Below are 19,971 nucleotides of genomic sequence, written 5' to 3'. Positions count from 1 at the left end.
ACAACTACATCGAAGACAGCAAGCTGAGTAACAGCAGCAACCGCCTCAGCGAAGCGCAGTTCGGCATCAACCACGGCCGGCGCATTGGCGGTGCCTTCGTCAACTTCGACCTGGGGCTGCAGGACGGTATCGGCGCCTTCGATGCCCAGCGCCAGAACGAGCGCGACAAATACGGCAATCGCCAGGCCAACGCGCGCTACCGCAAGTACACCGCCACGGCCAGCTACATGCAGCCGTTCAAGCTGTGGGACGAGTCGCTGGTGTTCAGCAGCCTGGTCACCGCCCAGCGCAGTGAGGATGTGCTGTTCAGCTCGCAACGCATGAGCCTGGGCAGTCAGTCCTCGATCCGAGGCTACAAGGACCAGAGCCTGAATGGCGACAGCGGCTACTACTGGCGCAACGACCTGCGCTGGAGCCGCCCGGTGACCTGGAACTGGCTGCGGCCGGTGTTCGCCGAATACGGCACCGACCTTGGCTACGACGTCGGGGCGATCCGCCACGACCGCTACAACGTCGAGCAGCACGGTCGGGTCTCCAGCGACTCCATCGAATTGTTTGCCCGCGGCAAGAACCTGGCTGCCAGCGTGACCTTTGCCCATTCCCTCGAGCGGCCAGAGGCCCTGAGTGAACGCGAAGCACCGATCTACTTCCGTTTGGACTTTTTCCTCTAATTACGCTCTTTACCTGAGAAACATGACATGGATGTTCGTCAGTTTGCCTTCCTGGTCCGTCAGCCCTCGGCTGCCCTGCAATCCCGTGATTCGTTCTGGGGCCTGTCGAAACGCGGGTTGGCGTTCATCCTGGCCAACGTGATGTTCTGGCAGCCCGTGGTGGCGATGGCCGACGGCATCGTGGTCAACGGTGGCGGCACCACCCTCGGCCAGGCCGGCAATGGCGTGCCCATCGTCAACATCGCCACGCCTAACGGCAGTGGCCTGTCGCACAACCAGTTCAGCGACTACAACGTTGGCCAGCAGGGCGTCATTCTCAACAACGCTACCAACCGTACCCAGCAAACCCAGCTTGGCGGGATCATCCTCGGCAACCCCAATCTGGGTGGCCGCGCAGCGAATGTGATCCTCAACGAGGTCAACGGCGGCAGCCCCAGCCAGCTCAAGGGCTACACCGAAGTGGCCGGGCAGTCAGCCCATGTGATCGTTGCCAACCCCTATGGCGTGACCTGCAACGGCTGCGGCTTTATCAACACCCCGAAGGCCACCCTGACCACCGGCAAGCCGGTGATCGAGAATGGCCAGCTCCAGCGTTATCAGGTGGATCAGGGCAGCGTGGCGATCGAAGGCGCGGGGCTGAACGCGAATAATATCGACCAGTTCGAAATCATCACCCGCAGCGCCAGGATCAATGCCGAGATCCAGGCCAAGCACCTGGCGGTGATCGCCGGGGCCAACGATGTCGACGCCCAGACCCTCAAGGCCACGGCGCGGGCAGCAAACCCTGCGGATGCACCACAGTTGGCCATCGACAGCAGCGCCCTGGGCGGCATGTACGCCGGGGCCATCAAGCTGGTGGGCACCGAGGCTGGGGTCGGGGTGAAACTCGACGGCAAGATGATCGCCAGCGGTGGCGATATCCAACTCGATGCCAATGGCCAGTTGCGCATGGCCGAGGCGAGCGCCGAGAAAGGAGCGGTGGCGATCAAGGCCCAAAGCCTCGACGCCCAGGGCGCGGTGTACGCCGGGACCGATCTCGAGGTGCAGACCCAGGGCGACCTGAACAACCACAGCACCCTGGCAGCGGCCAACAGCGTCAACCTCAGCAGCGGCGGGCAACTGAACAACCACGGGATCATCGAAGCCGGGGTCAACTTCGACAACAGCCGCAACCCCAATGGCGATGTCACGCTGAGCGCGAAGAGCCTCAACAACAGCGGCAAGAGCGTGGTGGCCAGCCGTGATCTGACGGTTACGGCCAAGCAGACCCTGAACAACCAGGGCGGCACCCTGAGCGGGCAACGCCAGGTGACGGTCAGCGCCGGGACCCTGGACAACCAGAACAAGGGCAAGCTGCTCAGCGCCGAGCGCCTGCAACTCAATGCCGATCAGGTGCTCAACGGTCAGGGCGGGCTGATCAAGAGCCAGCAGTCCCTCAATGCCACCCTGGGCCACCTGGGCAACAGCGGCGGCGAACTGTCGAGCCAGGGCAGCAGCACCCTGGTGCTGGCCGGGATGGACAACCTCACCGGCGTGGTACTGGCGCAACAGACCCTGACCATCACCGGCAGCGCTGAGCTAGACAACCAGGGCGGGTTGCTGTCGGGCTGGCAGGGCCTGACCCTCAAGGGCATCGGCCTGAACAACAGCAACAAAGGCACCGTCTCCAGCCTCAAGGGCGGTGTCGACATCACCCTCAGCAACGCCTTGAACAACCGCCAGGGCGGAGCCCTGGTCAGCCAGCAAGCCCTGGACGTCAAGGCCGCGAGCCTCGACAACAGCCAGAAAGGGGTGATTTCCAGCGCTGGCGCACAAAGCCTCAAACTCAGCGACCTGCTGGACAACAGCCAGGGCGGTTCGATCGACAGCGCCGCGAGCCTGACCCTGAACGCCCTGACCCTGGGCAACAGCGGCGGCACCGTCAACGCTGGCGGCGACCTGACGTTCACCGGCAGCGACCTGGACAACCGCCACGGCACCTTCAGCGGCAAAGCCGCCGTCACCCTCGACCTGCTGGGGCGCCTGAGCAACCAGCAGGGCAAGCTGTCTGCCGCCGGCCCCTTGCTGCTCAAGCGCAGCACTAAGGTTGAGAACCAGGGAGGCGAACTCTCCAGCCAGCAGTGGCTGCGGCTGTTCACCGAGCACTTGGACAACCGGCAGAAGGGCCGGGTCGCGGCCAATGATTCAGTGTTGATCAGCGCCAGTGGCGAAGTGCAGAACAGCGCCGGGGGGGAAATCCTCAGCCGTGAAGCCGACTTGCAAGTCAATGCCGAGCGCCTGGACAACGCCAAGGGCCTGCTGCAGGCCAAGACCTCCCTGGGGCTTGAGGTCGTCGCCGATGCCGACAACCAGGGCGGGCAGGTCATCGCCGAACTGGGCGAACTCACGCTCAAGGCGGCCAACCTCGACAACCGTGAAGGCAAGGTGTCTGCCCTCAAGGGGGGCGCTACCCTTGAAACCGCAGTGGATGGCCAGCTCGACAACCGCGACGGCGAGGTCTTCGCCCAGCAAGGCCTGAACATTACCGCCCATGACCTGGACAACAGCGGCGAGCGCGGTGGCCAGATCAGCGCCCGGCAGATCGACCTGGAACTCAGTGGCGCCCTGAACAACCGCAAGGGCCTGATCGAAAGCCGCAGCACCCTGGCCACGGCGGCCGCCAGCCTCGACAACCAGCGCGGGCAGATGCGCGCCCTGGGCCTGTCGAGCAACAGCCGATTCGACATCGGCGGCACCTTCGACAACCGTGACGGCACCCTGGAAACCGCCAACCACGACCTGAGCTTCGACGCCGGCACCTTCAACAACCGCGGCGGCAGCCTGCTGCACAGCGGCAGCGGCGTGTTCGGCATCTCCATGGCCAACCTCGAAGACGTCGGCGGCCGCCTGAAGACCGCGGGCCAACTGACCCTGGACGCCGAGCGCTGGACCAACAGCAGCTCGATCCAGGCCGAGCAACTGACAGTCAACGTCGACCACCTGACCCAGACCACCGACGGCCAGCTCCTGGCGAGCAATGGCCTGACCGGCAGCGGTACTCACTGGAACAACGACGGCCTGATCGGCAGCGACGCTGCGATCAGTGTTGACCTGAGTGGCAACTACGCCGGCAAGGGTCGCCTGAGCAGTATTGGCCAACTGGATCTGCACGCCGCTCAACTGGACCTGACCGACAGCGCCAGCATCGCCGGTGGCGGCAACACCCGCGTCAACATCGATGGCGCGCTGAACAGCGCCGGACGCATCACCGGCAACCAGAAACTGCACCTCACCGCCTCCAGCATCAACAACCGCGGCACCCTGGGAAGTGGTGATGACCTGACCCTCACTGCCGCCACCCTGGTCAATGACCAAGGCCTGATCTCCAGCGGCGGCAACCTGCAACTGCTGACCACGAGCTTCACCAACCGCTACGCCCAGGTGTACAGCCTGGGCACAACACTGATTGCCAAGGACAACCAGCAAACCAAGGCCGACCTGCTGGACAACCGCTCCGGAGATATCGAAAGCCTCGGCAAGCTGACCATTGCCGCCACCACGGTCAACAACGTGATGGACGTGCTGGAGTACATCGAGCACGAAAAAAGTGCCGCCGGCATCACCCGCCTGTCCTGCAACATGATTCCCGGCGCCGGCTGCGACGACCGTGGTGGCGGCCGCATCAACGGCCTGTGGGAAGTGGCCGAGACCGACCGCCTGCGGGTGACCAACAGCAGCGCCGCCGCCAGCCTCAACAGCGGCGCCGACCTGCAGATCGACACCCAGGTACTGACCAACACCAGCAGCCTGATCACCGCGGCCGGTGACCTCAACGTCAACGCCATCACTATCCTCAACCAGGGCTTGCAACCCCAGGAAATCACCACCCTGCGGCGCTACTGGAGCTTCGTTAACGAAACCGGCAACGCCGCCGCCCAGGCTGCCGCCTTCAACGCCCGCAACAACCCGACCCCGTCGGCCAGCTTCGCCTCCGACCTCAGCGCCTTTATCGGCTGGACCGGGGTGATGCTGGGCTCCAGCAGCAAAGTGGTGGATGGCGACCAATCCTTCGCCGCCACCATCCAGGCCGGTGGCAAGGTCAACCTCAAGGCTGACAAAACCCTCGACAACAGCGTGATCCGCTCCTTCTACGAGTACGTCGGCGCCGGCAAGACCCTGACCGACACCGGCATTGGCAACGGCTACTCGACGCCGATCCGGATCAACCCGCAACTGCCCCCGGAACTGGCCCAGCAACAGGTCAACCCGCTGGTACTGCCGGGCTTCACCCTGCCCACCAGCGGCAACGGCCTGTTCCGCCTCAGCGGCCAGGGCAGCAGCGCTGCACAAGCCCCGACCCCGGCACAGATCGCCGGCCTGCCGGACGCCGCGAGCCTGTCCCGGCCGCACAAATACCTGGTGGAAACCAACCCGGCGCTGACCAACCTCAAGCAATTCATGAGCTCGGACTACCTGCTGTCCCACCTCGGCTACAACCCCGAGGAGAGCACCAAGCGCCTGGGTGATGGTTTCTACGAACAGAAACTGATCCAGCAAGCCATGGTGGCCCGTACTGGCCAACGCTTTATCGACGGCCAGGACAGCGGTGAAAAACTCTTCAAGCACCTGATGGACAACGCCCTGCAGAGCAAGCAACAGCTTGAACTCTCGGTGGGCGTCACCCTGACCGCGGAACAGGTCGCCGCGCTGACCCACGACATCGTCTGGCTGGAAAGCCATGAAGTGAATGGCGAACAGGTGCTGGTGCCGGTGCTGTACCTGGCTCACTCGAACAACCGCCTGGCGCCGAATGGCGCGCTGATCGCGGGCAAGGACGTGAGCCTGATTGCCGGCAAGGATTTGAACAACGTCGGCACCTTGCGTGCGGCCAATGACCTGTCGGCGGTGGCGGGGGAGAACCTGGTCAATAGTGGGTTGGTGGAGGCGGGGAAGGGGCTGGAGCTGAAGGCCGGCAAGGATCTGCTGAACAAGGCCGGCGGTGTTATAGCCGGACATGATGTGTCCTTGACGGCAACTGAGGGGGATGTGGTCAACGAACGGACCTTGACTCGTCATCAGAGCTCCACCGCCACCGGTAATGAGCAACGCGATTTTGTTGATAGTGCAGCGCGTATCGAGGCCGGCAACCATCTGACCCTGACTGCTGGCCGGGACCTGAAAAATACGGGTAGCGCATTGACCGCGGCCGGTGATGCGGTACTCAGCGCTGGACGTGACTTGTCCATTATGTCCACCGAACAGGCGAACAGCAGTAATGGCCGGTTCAAGAAGGACCTCTGGACGCGTAGTCAAACCACGCAAAATGCCGGTGATGTTCAGATAGCTGGCAGTCTGAAGGCAACAGCGGGTCAGGACATTCAAGTAGTGGCCAGCAAGGTTGCTGCCCAGAAAAGCCTGTCGATGGTTGCGGCACGAGATGTTGCCATCGAGTCTGCGGCCAATACAGGTCATAGCTCGTTCAAAACCAGCAACGGTAGAAGTTCTGACGATCAGGTTCGCCAGCAGTCTTCACGCATAGAGGCTGGTGGTGATCTGTCGATCAAGGCAGGCCAGGATCTGACGTTGGTGGCCAGCCAGGTTAAAGGTGCGCAGAACGTCGCTCTGGATGCCGCTCGCGATCTCAATGTGCTGTCGGCAAAGGATGAAAGTGCCTCTTTCATGTCCAAGAAGGGCAAAGGCTCCTTTGGTCAGAGCAGCAGCAAGCAGCAGGAGAGCTACCACAGCACCAACGTCGCTTCGGTGGTCGAGGCGGGTAAAGACCTGACCCTCAACACCAGCAAGAAAGCCGATGGCGGCATGAGTATCAACGGTGGCCGTGATGTCACGGTGATCGGCAGCCAGCTCAAGGCCGGCACAGACCTGATGATCGGCGCCACTGGCGATGTGGCGATCCTCTCTGGTGTCGAGGAGCACGGTTCCTACAGCAAGAAGACCAAGTCCGGTTTCCTCGGCCTGTCGAAAAGCGGCAAGAGCCAGTTGCAAACCACCGCGACCCAGGTCGGCAGCGAGCTGAGCGCCGGTAACGATGTGGTGGTGGCCGCCGGTAACGATATCCGCCTGCGAGCCAGTGAGGCCGCGGCCGGCAACGATGTTGAACTGCGCGCCGGGCTGGTCAAGGACACAGGCGATATCAACCTGGTTTCGGCCAACGACAGCGCTTACAGCCGCAGCGAGCAGTACAAGAAAAAGGTCGGCCTTTCCACCTCAGGGGCCAGTGTTTCCTTCGCCTCGGCCAAGGAGTCCGGGCGCCAGGCGCAAAGCAGCACCAGCGTGGGCAGCCAAGTGCTGGCCGATCGTGATGCGAGCCTGAAGGCCGAGCGTGACATCAATGTGGTGGGCAGCGGCATCAGCGCCGGGCGCAATGTCAGCCTCGACGCCGGACGCGACGTCAACGTGGTGGCGGCGCAGAACAGTTCGGCGGAGCAGGACTGGAAGAAGAGCAAGCAAGTCGGCGTGGGCGTCAGCAGCGACGACAACGGTGTCAGCTTCTTCGCCGGTGCCGAGCGCAACAAGGAAAAGAACCGCGTCGAGCAACAGACCGCCGCCGCCAGTCAGATCAGTGCTGGTGAAGACCTGTCGATCAACGCCAAGCGCGACATCAATCAGATCGGCTCCGACCTCAAGGCCGATCACGACATCAACCTGGTGGCCGGCCGCGATATCAAGATCGACGCCGCCCGGGAAGTGCGGGTGACCGAGCAGCAGCGTGAAAGCGAGCGCAACGGCCTGGGCGTCACCATCAACCACAACTATGGCAAGACCAAGGACGCGGTCAATGGTGCCGGCGACGGTGAAAACAACGTCAGCAAAGCCTCCAGCACCCTCAAGGCCGTCGACTCGGTCAGCCAGTTCCTCGCCGGGCCGACCGCCGACGTCAAGCTTGGCAACAGCAAGCAAAGCAGCAGCCAGGAGATCATCGAGCAGAGCAACCGCTCTTCAACCCTGCAGGCCGGCAACGACCTGAACCTCACAGCCAACAACGACGTGACGGTCAAGGGCAGCCAGCTGGGGGCCGGGCGCGACATCAACGTCAAAGGGCGCGACGTCACCCTGGATGTGGCCAAAGGCAGCATCAGCGAGGAAACCCGCAACACCGAGATGTGGGGCGGCATCCACGGCGGCACCAGCGGCGGCTTCAAGATCGGCGTTGGCGGCAGCTTCGGCACCGCCAACACCGAGAGCAGCCAGGGTTCCTCCACCGTCACCCAACTGGATGCCGGGCGCGACATCAACCTCAAGGCCAGCAACGACCTGAGCCTGATCGGGACCCAGGCCCAGGCCGGACGCAACATCGACCTGGATGCCGGCAACGAGCTCAACATCCGCGCCGCGCAGAACGACCACAGCAGCGAGAACAATCGCAACAGTGGTGGCGGGGAAATGGGCTTTACCTTTGGCTCGGAAGGCGTGGGCGTCTACGCCAGCGTCAGCATGGGCAAGGGCAATCTGGAGCGTGAAGGCGAGCGCCAGCAAGAGGCTTATCTCTATGCCGGGGACCGTCTGGGCTTCACCAGTGGCAAGGACACCAACATTTCTGGTGCCAACCTGCGTGGTGATGAAGTGATCGGGCGTGTCGGGGGGGACCTGAACGTCGCCTCAGTCGCCGATACCGGCAAGGTCAAGGGTAAGGAATTCGACATCAGCGTTACCGCCACCTTTGGTCCTGCCCCTGGGCTCAGTGGTTCGGTCGGTTACGGCCAGACCACCGGCAAGACTGATTGGGTTGAAGAGCAAACCCGCATCACCGGCAAGAACAAGGTCGATATCCGCACCGAAAACCATACCCAGATCGACGGTGCGCTGATCGCTGCCGACAACGGCAACCTCAAGCTGGACACCGGCACCCTGGGCTTCAGCGACATCGCCGGCAAGGACAAGGAGCACGGTTATTACCTGAACGTTGGCGGCACCTACAGCTCCGGTAGTGGCACCACACAAGACAGCAGCCAGGTAGGTAAAGGCAAGGAAGGTGAAACCGGCTGGAGCGTCAGCGGCTGGGATTACCAGAAGGACCGCGAGCAGATCGTGCGCGCGACCGTCGGGGCGGGCGAGATCGTGGTGCGCAAGGATGCCGAGACCGGAGCCGATTCAACGGCCGGGCTGAACCGGGATGTGAGCAAGGCGTATGAGATCACCAAGGATGAAGAATCGCGTACGGATTTGTATGCGAGTAGTTCTTCCCTTGGCGCTGTGGCGAGCCCGAAGAAGGCGTATGAGCAGTGGAAGAAGAGTGTTGAGTTGTATGGGGAAAAAAGCCGGGAGACGATGGTAAAGCTAACCCTCCTCTTGGCCAGCATGGGCGTTCTAATCACGTCGCCAGACAATCTTCAGGGCACATCCGAAGACATTAATAGAGTCCTGGTAGAAACCGAAAACTATCTAAAAGCCTTTAGTAAGGATGAGAGCAGACGTGCGGAGGCTATTGAGTTTCGACTCAAGCAGAAGTTCGGAGACCCAAAAACTGACGGGGAAAAGCTTCTTCTCGCTCGAATGCAAGAAATTGCCCGTCAGAGTCCTGAGAAGTCAGTTGAACTGACAGCGCTCATCGGTCGCCTCAGCGATTCTCCCGCAGGCGCAAATAACTATGCTCAGGGGTTCGCTAGTTCGGGGATTAAGATTGCCCTGGTCGGCGCACTGGTTTATCAAGCGTCCACACCTGAAAGTCAAGCGCGGATGCGTAACGCTGCCAACTCCATGATTGAAAGTGCCAGCCGGGGCCTCTCTGAAACAAAGGAGCAATTGCAGAGTCGGCTGAGGGTTTCGATGGGGCTTTGGGAGTTGCTAACCCACATGCCGTTTCCAATTCATCTTCTTGATGACGAAAACCGAAAGCTGGTCAATCCGATTGTTGATGCATCAGGATGGAATCCTGCCAGTGGGGGCTACGCTGAAGGTGGTGGAATAATCACTACGCCTCATACTGGCGGTACTCAGCTGGATGGAGTGCAGAAGGATGGCGCCTATGTGACTCCGGAGCACAAGCTAAGTCCGGGAATTGTGTATAGTGAAAAGGTATCAGAAAAAGGAACTGTGACCATTGCACAGAACCTCCCTGATAGTAGATTACCTCTACAAAAAGAAATTGATATTGCTAATATTCTTGCCGAAGAGCGAGGAGTGAGTGTTCTGTTGAGAGGCTCTAATACACCAAGTGGTGACGCGACTATTCGTTTGCCAGATGGTACAAGGCTTCGTGCAGAGTTTAAAACTTTTGAAACTCCAGATGTTCCGGTGTCAGAGCTGACAGATAATCGTATAAAGAGAATATTTGAGCGAAATATTAGTACCGGGAGTTCGCAGCTTAATGGTTTTCCAAGTGCGGTGGTAATTGATGCGCGTGCATTGAGTTTGTCATCTGAGCAGGTTGCTGGCTATATGGATAGAGCTTTAAATAACGTGGTGCCGAAGCGTCCTGAGTTGGAGCAGGTTTTTGCAATCACACAGCATGGGGTTATTCAAATTCCGATTGTGAGAGGGAAGTAAATGGGTACGTATTATTATTTGTGCTGCAAGACTTGCCGGATTTCATTGAACTTAGGAAAGAAGCTGGCGAAGGAGGGAGGGCGATTAGTTGTTCAGGGGGTTTACTCTGACAAGGAAAGGGCTTGGCTTAATGATAAGCGTGCGTGGGATATTATTCAGGCCTTTTTTCAACAGCATGAAGGGCATGATTTACTATTCGTTAATGATGACGACTTTTCGCAGATCCAGTTGTACGACTATGTTGAAGGGGACGACTTTTTGGAGGGGGGAACTTGATTGGTGGATTTTTCTAAAATAACTATTTTTGTTATGGCTGCTGCGTAAAGGTCTAAAGGAAGTGACGTGCTGAATACAATAGGAGATATCTGTAGCCTAAATAGAGGAGGGGTGTGATGGCTGTTTGGCACTTTAAATTTGCTTTGGTTCCTAAAGAGGTAATAGTAAGTGTTTGTGGTGGAATGGTGAAGCGGCTGCCTGAATATAGTGGGGAGGGGCGCGGGGATGAGGTTTTAGACGGCTTTCCTAACTATTGGCTAGGAGGAAAAAGTATTGAGTTGTTGTTGGATAGGGCTTCTCGTTTACTTCCGGAAATTGAGTCGTGGACTAGTGAGGCAAGAATGTTTGGTTGTAAGGATGGTGATCGAATAGAAGTTTGGGAGGACGATGTTTTATGCTATCTTGATTTGAGGAAGTTATCTTTATCGCTGCTAGAAGGAATTATATATCTTGCTGCTTCCTCGGATTGTAGCTTGGTGTTGTTTGGTAGTGGTGAGGTTGTTGAGCCTGAATTACCCTTGGTTGTGGAAAAGATAAAAGAGTCTAACGCTTTTGCTTTTTGTGTGGATCCAGCTAGTTTTTTTGCGGGGCTTTAGCTTTGGTGTTTATGGTTAATTGAAACGAATGCTTTGGGGGCTTTGTTGTTGGCTCTGGTTTTGTTGTTTTTATGTGTTAAATGGTCTTCAGGGTTGGCGTGTTTGGGGTTGGGTTTACTCTTGAGATGGTTGTTTTCTTAAGTTATTTTTGTAGTGGATTAATTGGTTTCGTACACGGCATTAAATTTTTTCATCTGTGGCTCCGGAGCACAAACTGAATCCGGAGGGCGATGTATAGTAAGGGAGGAACTATGCCTGAGCGTCCTTCCATTAAAATGTCAGATAATGTAAGGGACTGTACTCAAAAGGAAAATAGCGTGAGGCCTTGGAAATTCACTATAAAGATTTTGTTATAGGTCGAGCAGGAGGAACGTCTCAGGTTATTAATGGTAGGGGAATTGATGTTGTTACAGAAGCTGTGTTGATACAGGTGAAAAGAACATGTTCGGCTATTGAGGAGCTAAATAATTTCCTTAGCAAGGCAGCTCGTGGTCAGATCAAGGTTACTATAGAAGTCGCGGTAGAGTAGGGTGGTTAGAGTGAATGTGACTGTTCTAGATACTGATTGGTAACCTGGGTTTGGTTCGATATTCACTTGGTTTGCAATGGATAAATTTAGACGGGTTGCAATGATGGTGAATAACGGCTTCGGTGATTTTCCCCAAGAGTTGCTCAGAGTTGTCGAGGTTGAGTTACTGCTCGATCGAATGAATGAATATATGTGGCGGGAGTCAAAAGAGTTTTGTGAGTATCCAATAGTGAAAGGTGGCAGTTTTGATGTGGACCTGTATTCTGCTTGTCGTCATCGAAGGAACTTGTGTAAAAGGTCTATCGTAGATGATCTTGAAAGTGATCTGGCGGAAATGGGTAATCACAGTGAAGCCAATTTGCCTGTTAATAAGGGCTTTTGTGTCTACCACGCTATTGAAGGCAGCTATGAGGGTGAAGACTATCCAGTAGGGTACGATGGGACCACCAGAATGGGTGACTATTTTAGATATCTGGTCCCGACAGTTTTCGCGTCGATCGAGGATTTTCCTGAACCGTTGCGAAGAGGCATCGCTGTTTCGGATCGCTTGGACTTTACAGTTGATCGGTTGTTGGATAATGAATGTATAAATGAATATTTCCCCACTATGTATCAAGGCTAAAGGGGCGACTCTAATACCGCCCCTTTTTGTCTATGCTGCTAGCTGACCTTGCATCCGTCGCCCTGCCACATCCATCAAATCACACCCATCGCGCAGCAAAATGCTGCACACCAGCGACAGTTCCTGCAGCACCACTGCGCCTTTGGGCGCTTCGTCAGGAATCGCGAAGTTCTCCAGCAGTTGAGTCACAGCGCGAATGCGATACCCCGCTGCATCGTGCAGGACGTCAATGGGGGCTTGGGTATCGATCAGCAGCGAGGGAATGTTGCAGTCGTGGCCGGTTATAGCTTGATAACGCATCATTTAATGAGCCTCTTTAGTTTGACTGAGGACTCTGTAGATCAGGTCGCCAAACCCGGTCGTCCTTTCAACGCCCCCTCGACTATATCCAGCGCTCCCCCTGTCCTTAAAGCCCTATTCCTACTGGATCGTCTGCTTCTGCCGTAAGGTAATTCCTAATTTGCCGAGAGTATCTTTTCGAGTCGGCCCTCCGCGATTTTCCTGGCTTACAATGCCACCGCTTATCGCCATGCCACAGGTGGTTTTCAGGTGGCGGTGCGTTGTTGAAAACCTTCTCAAGGAAGATCCGTCATGCGTCTGTTGTCTCTGCTCTTCACCCTCGCTCTGCTCGCCGGTTGCGCTTCAACCCCGGACTATTACATCTCGCCCAAACCGGTACAGATTCCCGCCACCGCCACTTACTGGATCGACACTTTCAACCTGCAGTTGGTAGGGGAGAGCGAGCGGTTTCTGCCGCAGGACAAGCTGCGCCAGCAGTTGGGCATGGAACTGATCCGGCAACTGGGCAACGCCAATCGCTACGCTGCCACCAAGGAAAGCGCCGACTACCTGCTGGATGTGAACGCGGTATACAAGCGCCGCCTCAGTGATTCCAAGGGCGGGCTGGTGTCGATGATCGTCGATGACAACACGATCCTCGCCAGTGTCGATTTCGGCTACAAGGTCCAGGTCAAGCGCGACGGTGCCGATGTTTTGCATTTCGCCCAGGAGCGCGATGGTTTGCAGCCTGCCGGGGCCATGGGCCAGTTGCGCAATATGAAGACCATGCTGGGGGCGATCACCAACAGCGGCAATTCGGATGTGGAGAGTTTCTACATTCGCACGCTGCCGAAGTTCATTGTCCGCGATATCACGGCCATTCCTTCTCGTTGAGAAGGGGGGCGCGGCGATGAATTCTCTCAGTTCAACTCGGGTGGTATGCTCACGCACGCCAGGTTGCTGGCTATCTGCCACGGATGCACAAGGCCTCGCTTGATGATGGCCGCCGGGTAACTTCGGTTGCTGATTCTGTGGTGCTGGCAACACTGCACTGAATTTTCAAGTGGGGGGTGGAAGCCCCCTTCGCCTATTCACCTGTCAATGGATGATGGCGCTCCGGCTGCGGGGCTCCACCCTGGGAATACGCCCATGCTCATGAATTACCTCGAACGCTCCATGTCGGCCTTGCGCTCCATCGGTATCACCTTTCCCAAGCAGGAGATGCCAGTACTGGCGCTGCTGGACAAGGTGGCGGTGTATGACGTCGAGCGGGTGACCAATATCGCCGCCACCCTGCAGCAGTCCACGGTGTTCAACGCCGCAGTGCGCGACAAGTTGCAGGGCATGGACATCAGCACCCGCTATGCGGATATCGCCACCAGCTTTGATTCGATCCGCAATGACGCCCAGCAGATGATGGAGTGGATGGCCGACGGCAAGTTGCAGTTCTCCGAGCGCATTCAGCTGGCGTGGCTGAACATGCGTCGTGGCTCGATCCCGGATCGTTTCGAGAGCATCCGCGAGAACTACCTGGCGGTGGCCAAGTCGGCCAATGAGCAGATCCAGCTGGAAACCCTGATCCTTGAGGCGTATCAGGATTATCGCCTGGCCATGAAGTCGGCCGAGGTGGATGCCTGTGAGGTGCAGAAGATTGCCCAGGCGCAGATGGACGCCGGGCGCAAGGCTCTGGCCGATGCCAGTGCCGCCCTGGAAGTGGCGGGGTTGGTGGCGGCGGATCAGGCCAAGCTGGAGCTTGAGCGGGATGTGGCCTTGCGCAATCTGCAGGACGAGGACAAGCGCTTCCAGATCATCACCGACATCGCCGATCAGTTGAAGGCCGCCTATGGCGCGGCGGAGCTGGTGTTTGCCCGGCTCAATCAGTACCACGCGGTGAAGGAGCGCCTGTATCAGCGGGCGGTGAGTTTCTTCGCCACCAACGAGATCGTGCTCACTGGGCTGGCGGCGGGCTTCACCTCGTCCGGCGGTCTGGCGGAAACCACCCAGACCCTGAATGCCATGAGCGATGGCATCAACACCAGCCTTGAAGTGCAGGCCCGTGTTGGTGGCGATCAGCTCAACGCGGCGCTCAAGGCCGGTTACGGTGCCAGCCTCAAGGCCAGTTCGGTGAAGGCCCTGGCGGATGCGGTGGTGGAGTTCCAGGCCAGCAGCCTGAATCTGATCCAGGAGTTGCGCAAGGAGTCGGCATCGGCCGCCGCCGAGATCGAGTCGGTGACCGAGGACAGCAAGCGTCGCTTCACCGCGCTCCTGCAGAAGGGGGTGTGAGGTGAGCGGGGTTTCTCTCAGCGAACAGATGGGCGCCATGGCGCTGGTCGATGAGTTGCGCCACAGCCAGACCGAGATCCAGAAGCACCTGGACCTGCCGCAGCATCGCAAGGCTGTGGCCGAGCGTATTCGTGAGTTCTACAAGGCCAAGGGGGTCGAGGTCGAGGATGCCCTGGTGGAGCAGGGGGTGCGCAATTACTTTGCCACGCGGCTGACCTACGAAGCGCCGACGCTGCGTTGGTGGGAGACACGACTGGCGGATACTTTCATACGTCGTGGCCAACGGTTGAAATGGGTGGCGATCTGGACGCCTATCATCCTGTATTCGCTGTATGCCTGGACCCAGGTGATCAGCGACTTCAAACAGCAAGGTCGCTATACCCAGGCCGATCTGGTCAGCCTGCAGAACGAGGCGCACACCCGGACGCAGCAGGTGTTCTTGTTACAGGAGAAATTGGCCAAGCTGGAGCCTCAAGTAGCGAGCGCCCAAGTGGCGGCAGCCGGGCGTTTGCTGGATAAGGCCAAGACCCAGCTGGCGAGAGCCCGTGAGCAGGCGTCGATCAAGTTGCCGCAATTTGCCCTGCCTGAAGAGCAGCGCAGTTTCAACGACGGGGTTATGGTCTCCAATGCCACGAGCGACTTGAGAAAAAGCGCCACATCGCTGGAGGCGATGCGGGCTCAACTGGACGACATCGGCAGTCTGTTAATGGCGGCGCAGAAGCTCAAGACCCTGACCACCAGTCGCGAGTTTCTGGTGGCCAGCAAGGTCGTGCCCGAGGTAGCGGCGGCTGCCAAAGACGCTCAAGGGGCCTTGGATGATGCTGACACCAGGGGCGTGGCGGTGGCTATGGCCAAGGTCGACCAGGCGGTCAGGTTGACCGATCAGCAAAGCTTGAATCCCAACTACCTCGCCTCTCTTGAGGCGGCTCGGGCCAGTGTGCGCCAGATGAACTTGAGCCAGGCGGATGCGGCGCAGTTCCAGCCGCTTTTGAGTAAGGTGGAGCAGGCGATTCAGGCCCTGGATGTGGCGACTACCACCAGTGGGCTCAAGGAGATCGAGCAGTTGCTGGCGTTTGCCAAGACGCCCTTGACCCTGGACATCGTGAGCCGTACTGGGGAGAAATCCATGGTCGAGCGCAACTTCGACCCCTCCGGAGGCAAGAGCTGGTACCTGCTGACCGAGGCCACCGATGCTGCCGGCAATGTGCTGCCGGTGCCGATCACTAGCATCGAGACCGGGGAGAAGCGCTACGCCAAGATGTTCGGTGTGCGGGTCGATCAGGCCACCTATCAAGAGGTCAAGAACGACAAGCTGGCCGACGGCCATGTGGATAACCGGCGCCTGGGCAGCAAGGATGCCAATTCCTTGAGCTTCAAGTTCCTCAAAGGGCGGACCACCGCCAAGCCTGCCTACATCCTGGAGTGGTGATGAGCGCGAACAGCATGATGGCGACCCTGAGTGAAAACTCCCGGCGCTACGAGTATGAACTGCGCAAGTTGCAGCAGGAGTTGTCCAACGCCCATGAGCGGGAATTGCGCCTGGAGCAGGACATCAGCGACGCACTGGCGCGGATTGCCGGTCACCAGCTCAAGGGCGGCGGTCAGCAGTCGGTCGAGGTCAAGCGCTTGCTTGACCAGCGCAACCAGGGCGAAGCGCAATTGCGCGAGCGCCTGGCCACGGCCGAGGCCGCGGTAGCGCAGCAATTGCAGGCGGCGATGGGCGTGTCCGCAGAGTTGCAGACCCGGGTGGCGGGGATCGATCGGCAACTCGCCGATGACCCGGCCTACCAGCGCCAGGTGCAGGCGCTACGCGAGGCCGAGGCGGCGCGGGTGGCGGCGTCCGAGTCCTATGAGGAACTGCGTGATGAGTGCCGGACCAAGCTGAAGGGTTTCCAGGTGGACCGGTTGTACCTGTATCTGAAAGGCCGCAAGTTCGGCACCGAGGGCTATCCGCGCTGGACGCCATGGCGGCAATTGGACCGCTGGGCGGCCAAGCTGTGCAACTTCACCGAAAACTGGCGCACCGAGCAGACCCTGTTGGCCATTCAGCAGGCCAACGAGAGTGCCGCCAGCCGTCTGGAGGAGGAAGAGGCGGCGCAGCAGGCCAAGCTGTCACAGCTCTACCAGGAAGCCTCGACCGGTGGTGACTTTGTAGTGCTTCAGCAGCGCTTGCAGACTGCGTTGCAGGCGGTGGAGGTGGCCAAGATCGAGGCCAATGAGGTGCACGCCAGCCTGGATGCCTTCAGTTCCAAGCGTGACGAGTATCTGGCCCAGGCTTCGGCGTTACTGGCCGAACAACTGGCCGAGATGAGCGACAAGAAGCTGGAGCTTCTGGCGGCGCAAACCGCTGGCAAGGAGGACGATGCGCTGGTCCGGGAAGTGCGTGACTTGCGTGCAGAGCTGGATGAGTTGCAGGTACGTGTGCCGTTCCTGCAGGGCAAGTGCGAGGAGGCCCAGAACGAATACGAGCGCGCCAAGCAGCTGGAGCGCAGCCTGTTGGCCAGCGAGGCTGGTCGTGCCAGCCAGAGCGCCGCCAGCCGCGGCAATGTCGACTCGCTGATGCTCGGGTTAATGAAGGGCGCGTTGTCGGCCGCCCAGGCAACCAGTCAGGTGAGCAGCAGCCGCAGCTCCGGATCTTCGAGCTCCGGTGGTTCGTGGGGCAGTTCCACTCCCAGCAGTTCGTCCAGCAACACCCGTTCCCGCGATAGCGGCGGGTTCTCCACCAGCGACAGCCTCTAGGGCGCGCAGGGTTCAAGCGGAAAAAATACGGGGGAGCATTGGCTCCCCCGTGTCGTTTCCGGGTGGGTTCTGCGCTAAAGCGCCTTCACCGGAATGCAGATCTCACACTCCAGCTCCCCCGTCTTGACGTCGTAATAGGCATCCACCGGATAGCGCTCGAAGGCCGGGCGCGGGTCGAATTGCAAGCCGCTCTTGGGCAGCCAGTCGCGGCACAGTTCGATCCAGGCCTCGCCGATGGCCGGGCCAAGCCCTCGGTAGGAGGCCACGGCATACAGGCCACCGGGCAGGGTGGTGACTACGGCGGGGGCTCGGGCATTGAAGTCTTCAGGGACTTCCACGCAGGCGTCGTAGCGGCATTTGTCGGCCGGGGTGACGTCCGGGTCATCGTGACCGATACCGTAGCGCACGCGGTTGAACAGGTTGTGCGCAAGCATCCAGGGCGCGGCGGTTTCGCGCCAGAACAGGCCGATGCCCGGGCCGTAGGCGCCGATGTAGCGCAGGTAGGCCACGCGGCTGGTGGGCAGTTGCTGCAGGGTGACGTTCATGGTGGTGTCCTTCAGGTGCATGAAGGCGTCAGGATCGTCGAAGGCGGGGATGTGGGTCTGATCAGGATTGCTCAATTCCCGCAAACGGCGTTCGCGGATGTCGTCGAGGCGACGGTGCCAGCGTTTTGGTTCGGTGTCGCGCCAGGTGCTGGGGGAGACTGAGAAGTGTTGTTTGAAGGCGCGGGAGAATGCCTCTCCCGAGCCGAAGCCGACCTCCAGGGCGATTTCCAGGATCGAGGCCTCGGGGCGGCTGGCCATGAGGTAGGCGCCACAGGCCAGGCGCCGGCGCCGTAGATAGGCGCCCAGCGGTTCGCCGACCCAGGCACTGAACAGGCGATGGAAATGGTAGGGCGAGAAATGCGCCACCCGCGCCAGATCCGCCAGCTCCAGGGGCTGGTCCAGGTGTTGGTCGATATGCTCCAGAACACGGCTCATGCGCAGGGTGTATTCGTGGAGGCTGTGATAGGCGGCGGTCATGATTGAAGTTTAGTTGGCTGGGCAGGATCGCCGTCGCAGTCTGCGACAGGTTTGTGCTGGGCATTCGCCGACAATCCGCTTCCTACGGGGGTAGGGGCCAGTTTATCGGCGAAAGCGCTCTCAATCCTCACAGCCGCAACCGGAGCTGCCCTTGTTCTTCGATGCTTCCTCATACCGATCATGATGGCGAACCCAACCCATGATCTGCTGCTCATTTCGCCCCTTGGGGGTCAGGTCCAGGAAGTTGTAGGCCCCCACCAACAGATCCAGGCCACGGGCGTAGGTGGAGTAGGTATGAAAGATCTCACCCTGGTCGTTGCGATAGAACACGCTCAGCCCCGGCAATTCCTCTTCGCCGCCACTGGCCCTTTCATAGTTGTAGGTCGCGCTGCCCTCGGTCAGTTGCTCGGCACTGAGGCTGACCCCGAAGTCCCGGTTGAAGTTGTCACCGGCACTGGAATACCAGTCGAAGCGCCAGCCCATGCGCTGGCGGAAGGCCTGGAATTCGGCATAGGGCGCATGGGACACCGCCACCAGGGCCACGTCGTGATGGGCCAGGTGCTGGTTGGCGCCATCGAAATGGTCGGCGAGGAATGAACAGCCTTTGCAGCCATCCTCCCAGCCGGCACCGAACATGAAGTGATAGACCAGCAACTGGCTGCGACCGCCGAACAGCTCCGCCAGGCTCAGCTGCCCCTTGGGGCCCTGAAAGCGATAGGGCTGGTCGATCTTTACCCAGGGCAGAGCCCGACGTTCGGCACTGAGTTGGTCGCGTTGGCGGGTAAAGGCCTTTTCGTGGATCAGGTGTTGCTTGCGCGCTTGCAGCCATTGTTCCCGGGAGATCACGGGGTGATCGGTGATACTCATGGCGTCTCTCCTCACGGCAGGGGCGATAGGTCTTACACACGCTAGTCGTTTGGCGCGGTCGTGGGTCGACAAGCTGCCCAGTGGTTTTCCGATCAGGGGTCACCTCGGAGCGGGGTATTTGCTGAACGGCACAAAGCCCTGCCGGTCACACCCTGTGAAAGGCAGTTCATTCTCTTGTCTGGAGGTTGAATCAGGATGACGACGTATAACTGGGATCTGATCGAACGACTGCTGCACGAGGTGCAGAACGGCGCCGGCCACAGTTTCACCCCGCGCGCCTATGCCGAGCAGCATGCCGCCGCGAAGGCGGTGGAGGGGGAGCCCTCTGGCAATCTGGATGACCTGAAAGGCATGGCCAGCGGATACGAAAAGTTGCTGCTGGACAGGGGCTTTATTCAGGCCAGGCCGGAGGCCGAAGGGGGCAATGGCGAGAACTTCGTGCTGACGCCCCGTGGCTCCAGTCTGCTGTGCCTGATCGACAGCAGTATTCCGGGTCATGATCACCCGCGTCAGGTGCTGGATGAGCAGGTGGACGGGCTGGCCCCGGAAACCTTTGAGGAGGTGGCGTCCAAGGCCCAGATCGCCTAGGCGATGAGAGGGCTAG

14 protein-coding genes are annotated in these 19,971 nt (G+C 59.4%); 11 read left to right on the top strand and 3 right to left on the bottom strand.

Annotated features, from left to right (window positions below; translation table 11 throughout):
- From GV819_RS04510 to GV819_RS04485, 6 genes are all read left to right on the top strand, one after another.
- Positions 1–671, top strand: a 671-nt coding sequence (locus GV819_RS04510; protein ID WP_161753882.1) for a ShlB/FhaC/HecB family hemolysin secretion/activation protein, incomplete at its 5' end; no start/stop codon positions are given.
- Positions 672–698: 27 nt separating this feature from the next.
- On the top strand, positions 699–10,154 hold the full coding sequence (locus tag GV819_RS04505; protein ID WP_161753880.1) for a hemagglutinin repeat-containing protein: 9,456 nt from the start codon (positions 699–701) through the stop codon (positions 10,152–10,154).
- Positions 10,155–10,430: a hypothetical protein gene (locus tag GV819_RS04500; RefSeq protein WP_108544737.1), complete on the top strand. Its 276-nt coding sequence runs from the start codon at positions 10,155–10,157 to the stop codon at positions 10,428–10,430.
- A 116-nt stretch (positions 10,431–10,546) separates the two neighbouring features.
- Positions 10,547–11,026: a hypothetical protein gene (locus GV819_RS04495; RefSeq protein ID WP_161753878.1), complete on the top strand. Its 480-nt coding sequence runs from the start codon at positions 10,547–10,549 to the stop codon at positions 11,024–11,026.
- Positions 11,027–11,351: 325 nt separating this feature from the next.
- Complete coding sequence (locus tag GV819_RS33525) at positions 11,352–11,555, top strand: restriction endonuclease fold toxin (RefSeq protein WP_161753876.1); 204 nt, start codon at positions 11,352–11,354, stop codon at positions 11,553–11,555.
- Between the two features lie 100 nt (positions 11,556–11,655).
- On the top strand, positions 11,656–12,177 hold the full coding sequence (locus GV819_RS04485) for a hypothetical protein (RefSeq protein WP_256667337.1): 522 nt from the start codon (positions 11,656–11,658) through the stop codon (positions 12,175–12,177).
- Positions 12,178–12,207: 30 nt separating this feature from the next.
- On the opposite strand, the gene GV819_RS04480 is transcribed toward GV819_RS04485, so the two are convergent.
- Positions 12,208–12,480: a hypothetical protein gene (locus GV819_RS04480; RefSeq protein WP_161753874.1), complete on the bottom strand. Its 273-nt coding sequence runs from the start codon at positions 12,478–12,480 to the stop codon at positions 12,208–12,210.
- Positions 12,481–12,768: 288 nt separating this feature from the next.
- Here GV819_RS04480 and GV819_RS04475 point away from each other — a divergent pair, with 288 nt between their 5' ends.
- The 4 genes from GV819_RS04475 to GV819_RS04460 all read left to right on the top strand — a co-directional run bounded on the left by GV819_RS04475 (position 12,769) and on the right by GV819_RS04460 (position 17,478).
- Positions 12,769–13,350, top strand: a complete 582-nt coding sequence (locus GV819_RS04475; protein ID WP_161753872.1) for a hypothetical protein — start codon at positions 12,769–12,771, stop codon at positions 13,348–13,350.
- A 261-nt stretch (positions 13,351–13,611) separates the two neighbouring features.
- Positions 13,612–14,739 carry a merozoite surface protein 3b gene (locus GV819_RS04470; RefSeq protein ID WP_161753908.1) on the top strand — a complete coding sequence of 376 codons (1,128 nt, stop codon included), beginning with the start codon at positions 13,612–13,614 and terminating at the stop codon, positions 14,737–14,739.
- Position 14,740: 1 nt separating this feature from the next.
- Positions 14,741–16,168, top strand: coding sequence for a DUF6384 family protein (locus tag GV819_RS33520; RefSeq protein WP_178125926.1), 1,428 nt, complete (start codon positions 14,741–14,743; stop codon positions 16,166–16,168).
- Positions 16,168–17,478, top strand: a complete 1,311-nt coding sequence (locus GV819_RS04460) for a hypothetical protein (RefSeq protein ID WP_161753870.1) — start codon at positions 16,168–16,170, stop codon at positions 17,476–17,478. The genes GV819_RS33520 and GV819_RS04460 overlap by 1 nt, the downstream gene beginning before the upstream one ends.
- 74 nt (positions 17,479–17,552) lie before the next feature.
- Here the strand turns inward: GV819_RS04460 and GV819_RS04455 are convergent, their stop codons facing one another.
- Together GV819_RS04455 and GV819_RS04450 are read right to left on the bottom strand one after the other, a co-directional pair.
- Positions 17,553–18,500 (bottom strand): AraC family transcriptional regulator, encoded by a 948-nt coding sequence (locus GV819_RS04455; protein WP_161753868.1) that lies wholly within the window; start codon positions 18,498–18,500, stop codon positions 17,553–17,555.
- Positions 18,501–18,620: 120 nt separating this feature from the next.
- Positions 18,621–19,367, bottom strand: coding sequence for a DUF899 domain-containing protein (locus tag GV819_RS04450; protein WP_161753866.1), 747 nt, complete (start codon positions 19,365–19,367; stop codon positions 18,621–18,623).
- A gap of 195 nt (positions 19,368–19,562) precedes the next feature.
- Between GV819_RS04450 and GV819_RS04445 the strand changes: the two genes are divergently transcribed.
- The gene (locus GV819_RS04445) at positions 19,563–19,955 is read left to right on the top strand and encodes a transcriptional regulator (RefSeq protein ID WP_161753864.1); all 393 of its coding nucleotides are present in this window, start codon (positions 19,563–19,565) and stop codon (positions 19,953–19,955) included.
- The last annotated feature ends 16 nt before the right edge of the window (positions 19,956–19,971 follow it).

This window comes from Pseudomonas sp. Fl5BN2, from assembly GCF_009908205.1.
Lineage (GTDB): Bacteria > Pseudomonadota > Gammaproteobacteria > Pseudomonadales > Pseudomonadaceae > Aquipseudomonas.
The sequence above is the reverse complement of the archived record's forward strand: the minus strand, read 5'-3'. Positions and strand labels throughout refer to the sequence as shown.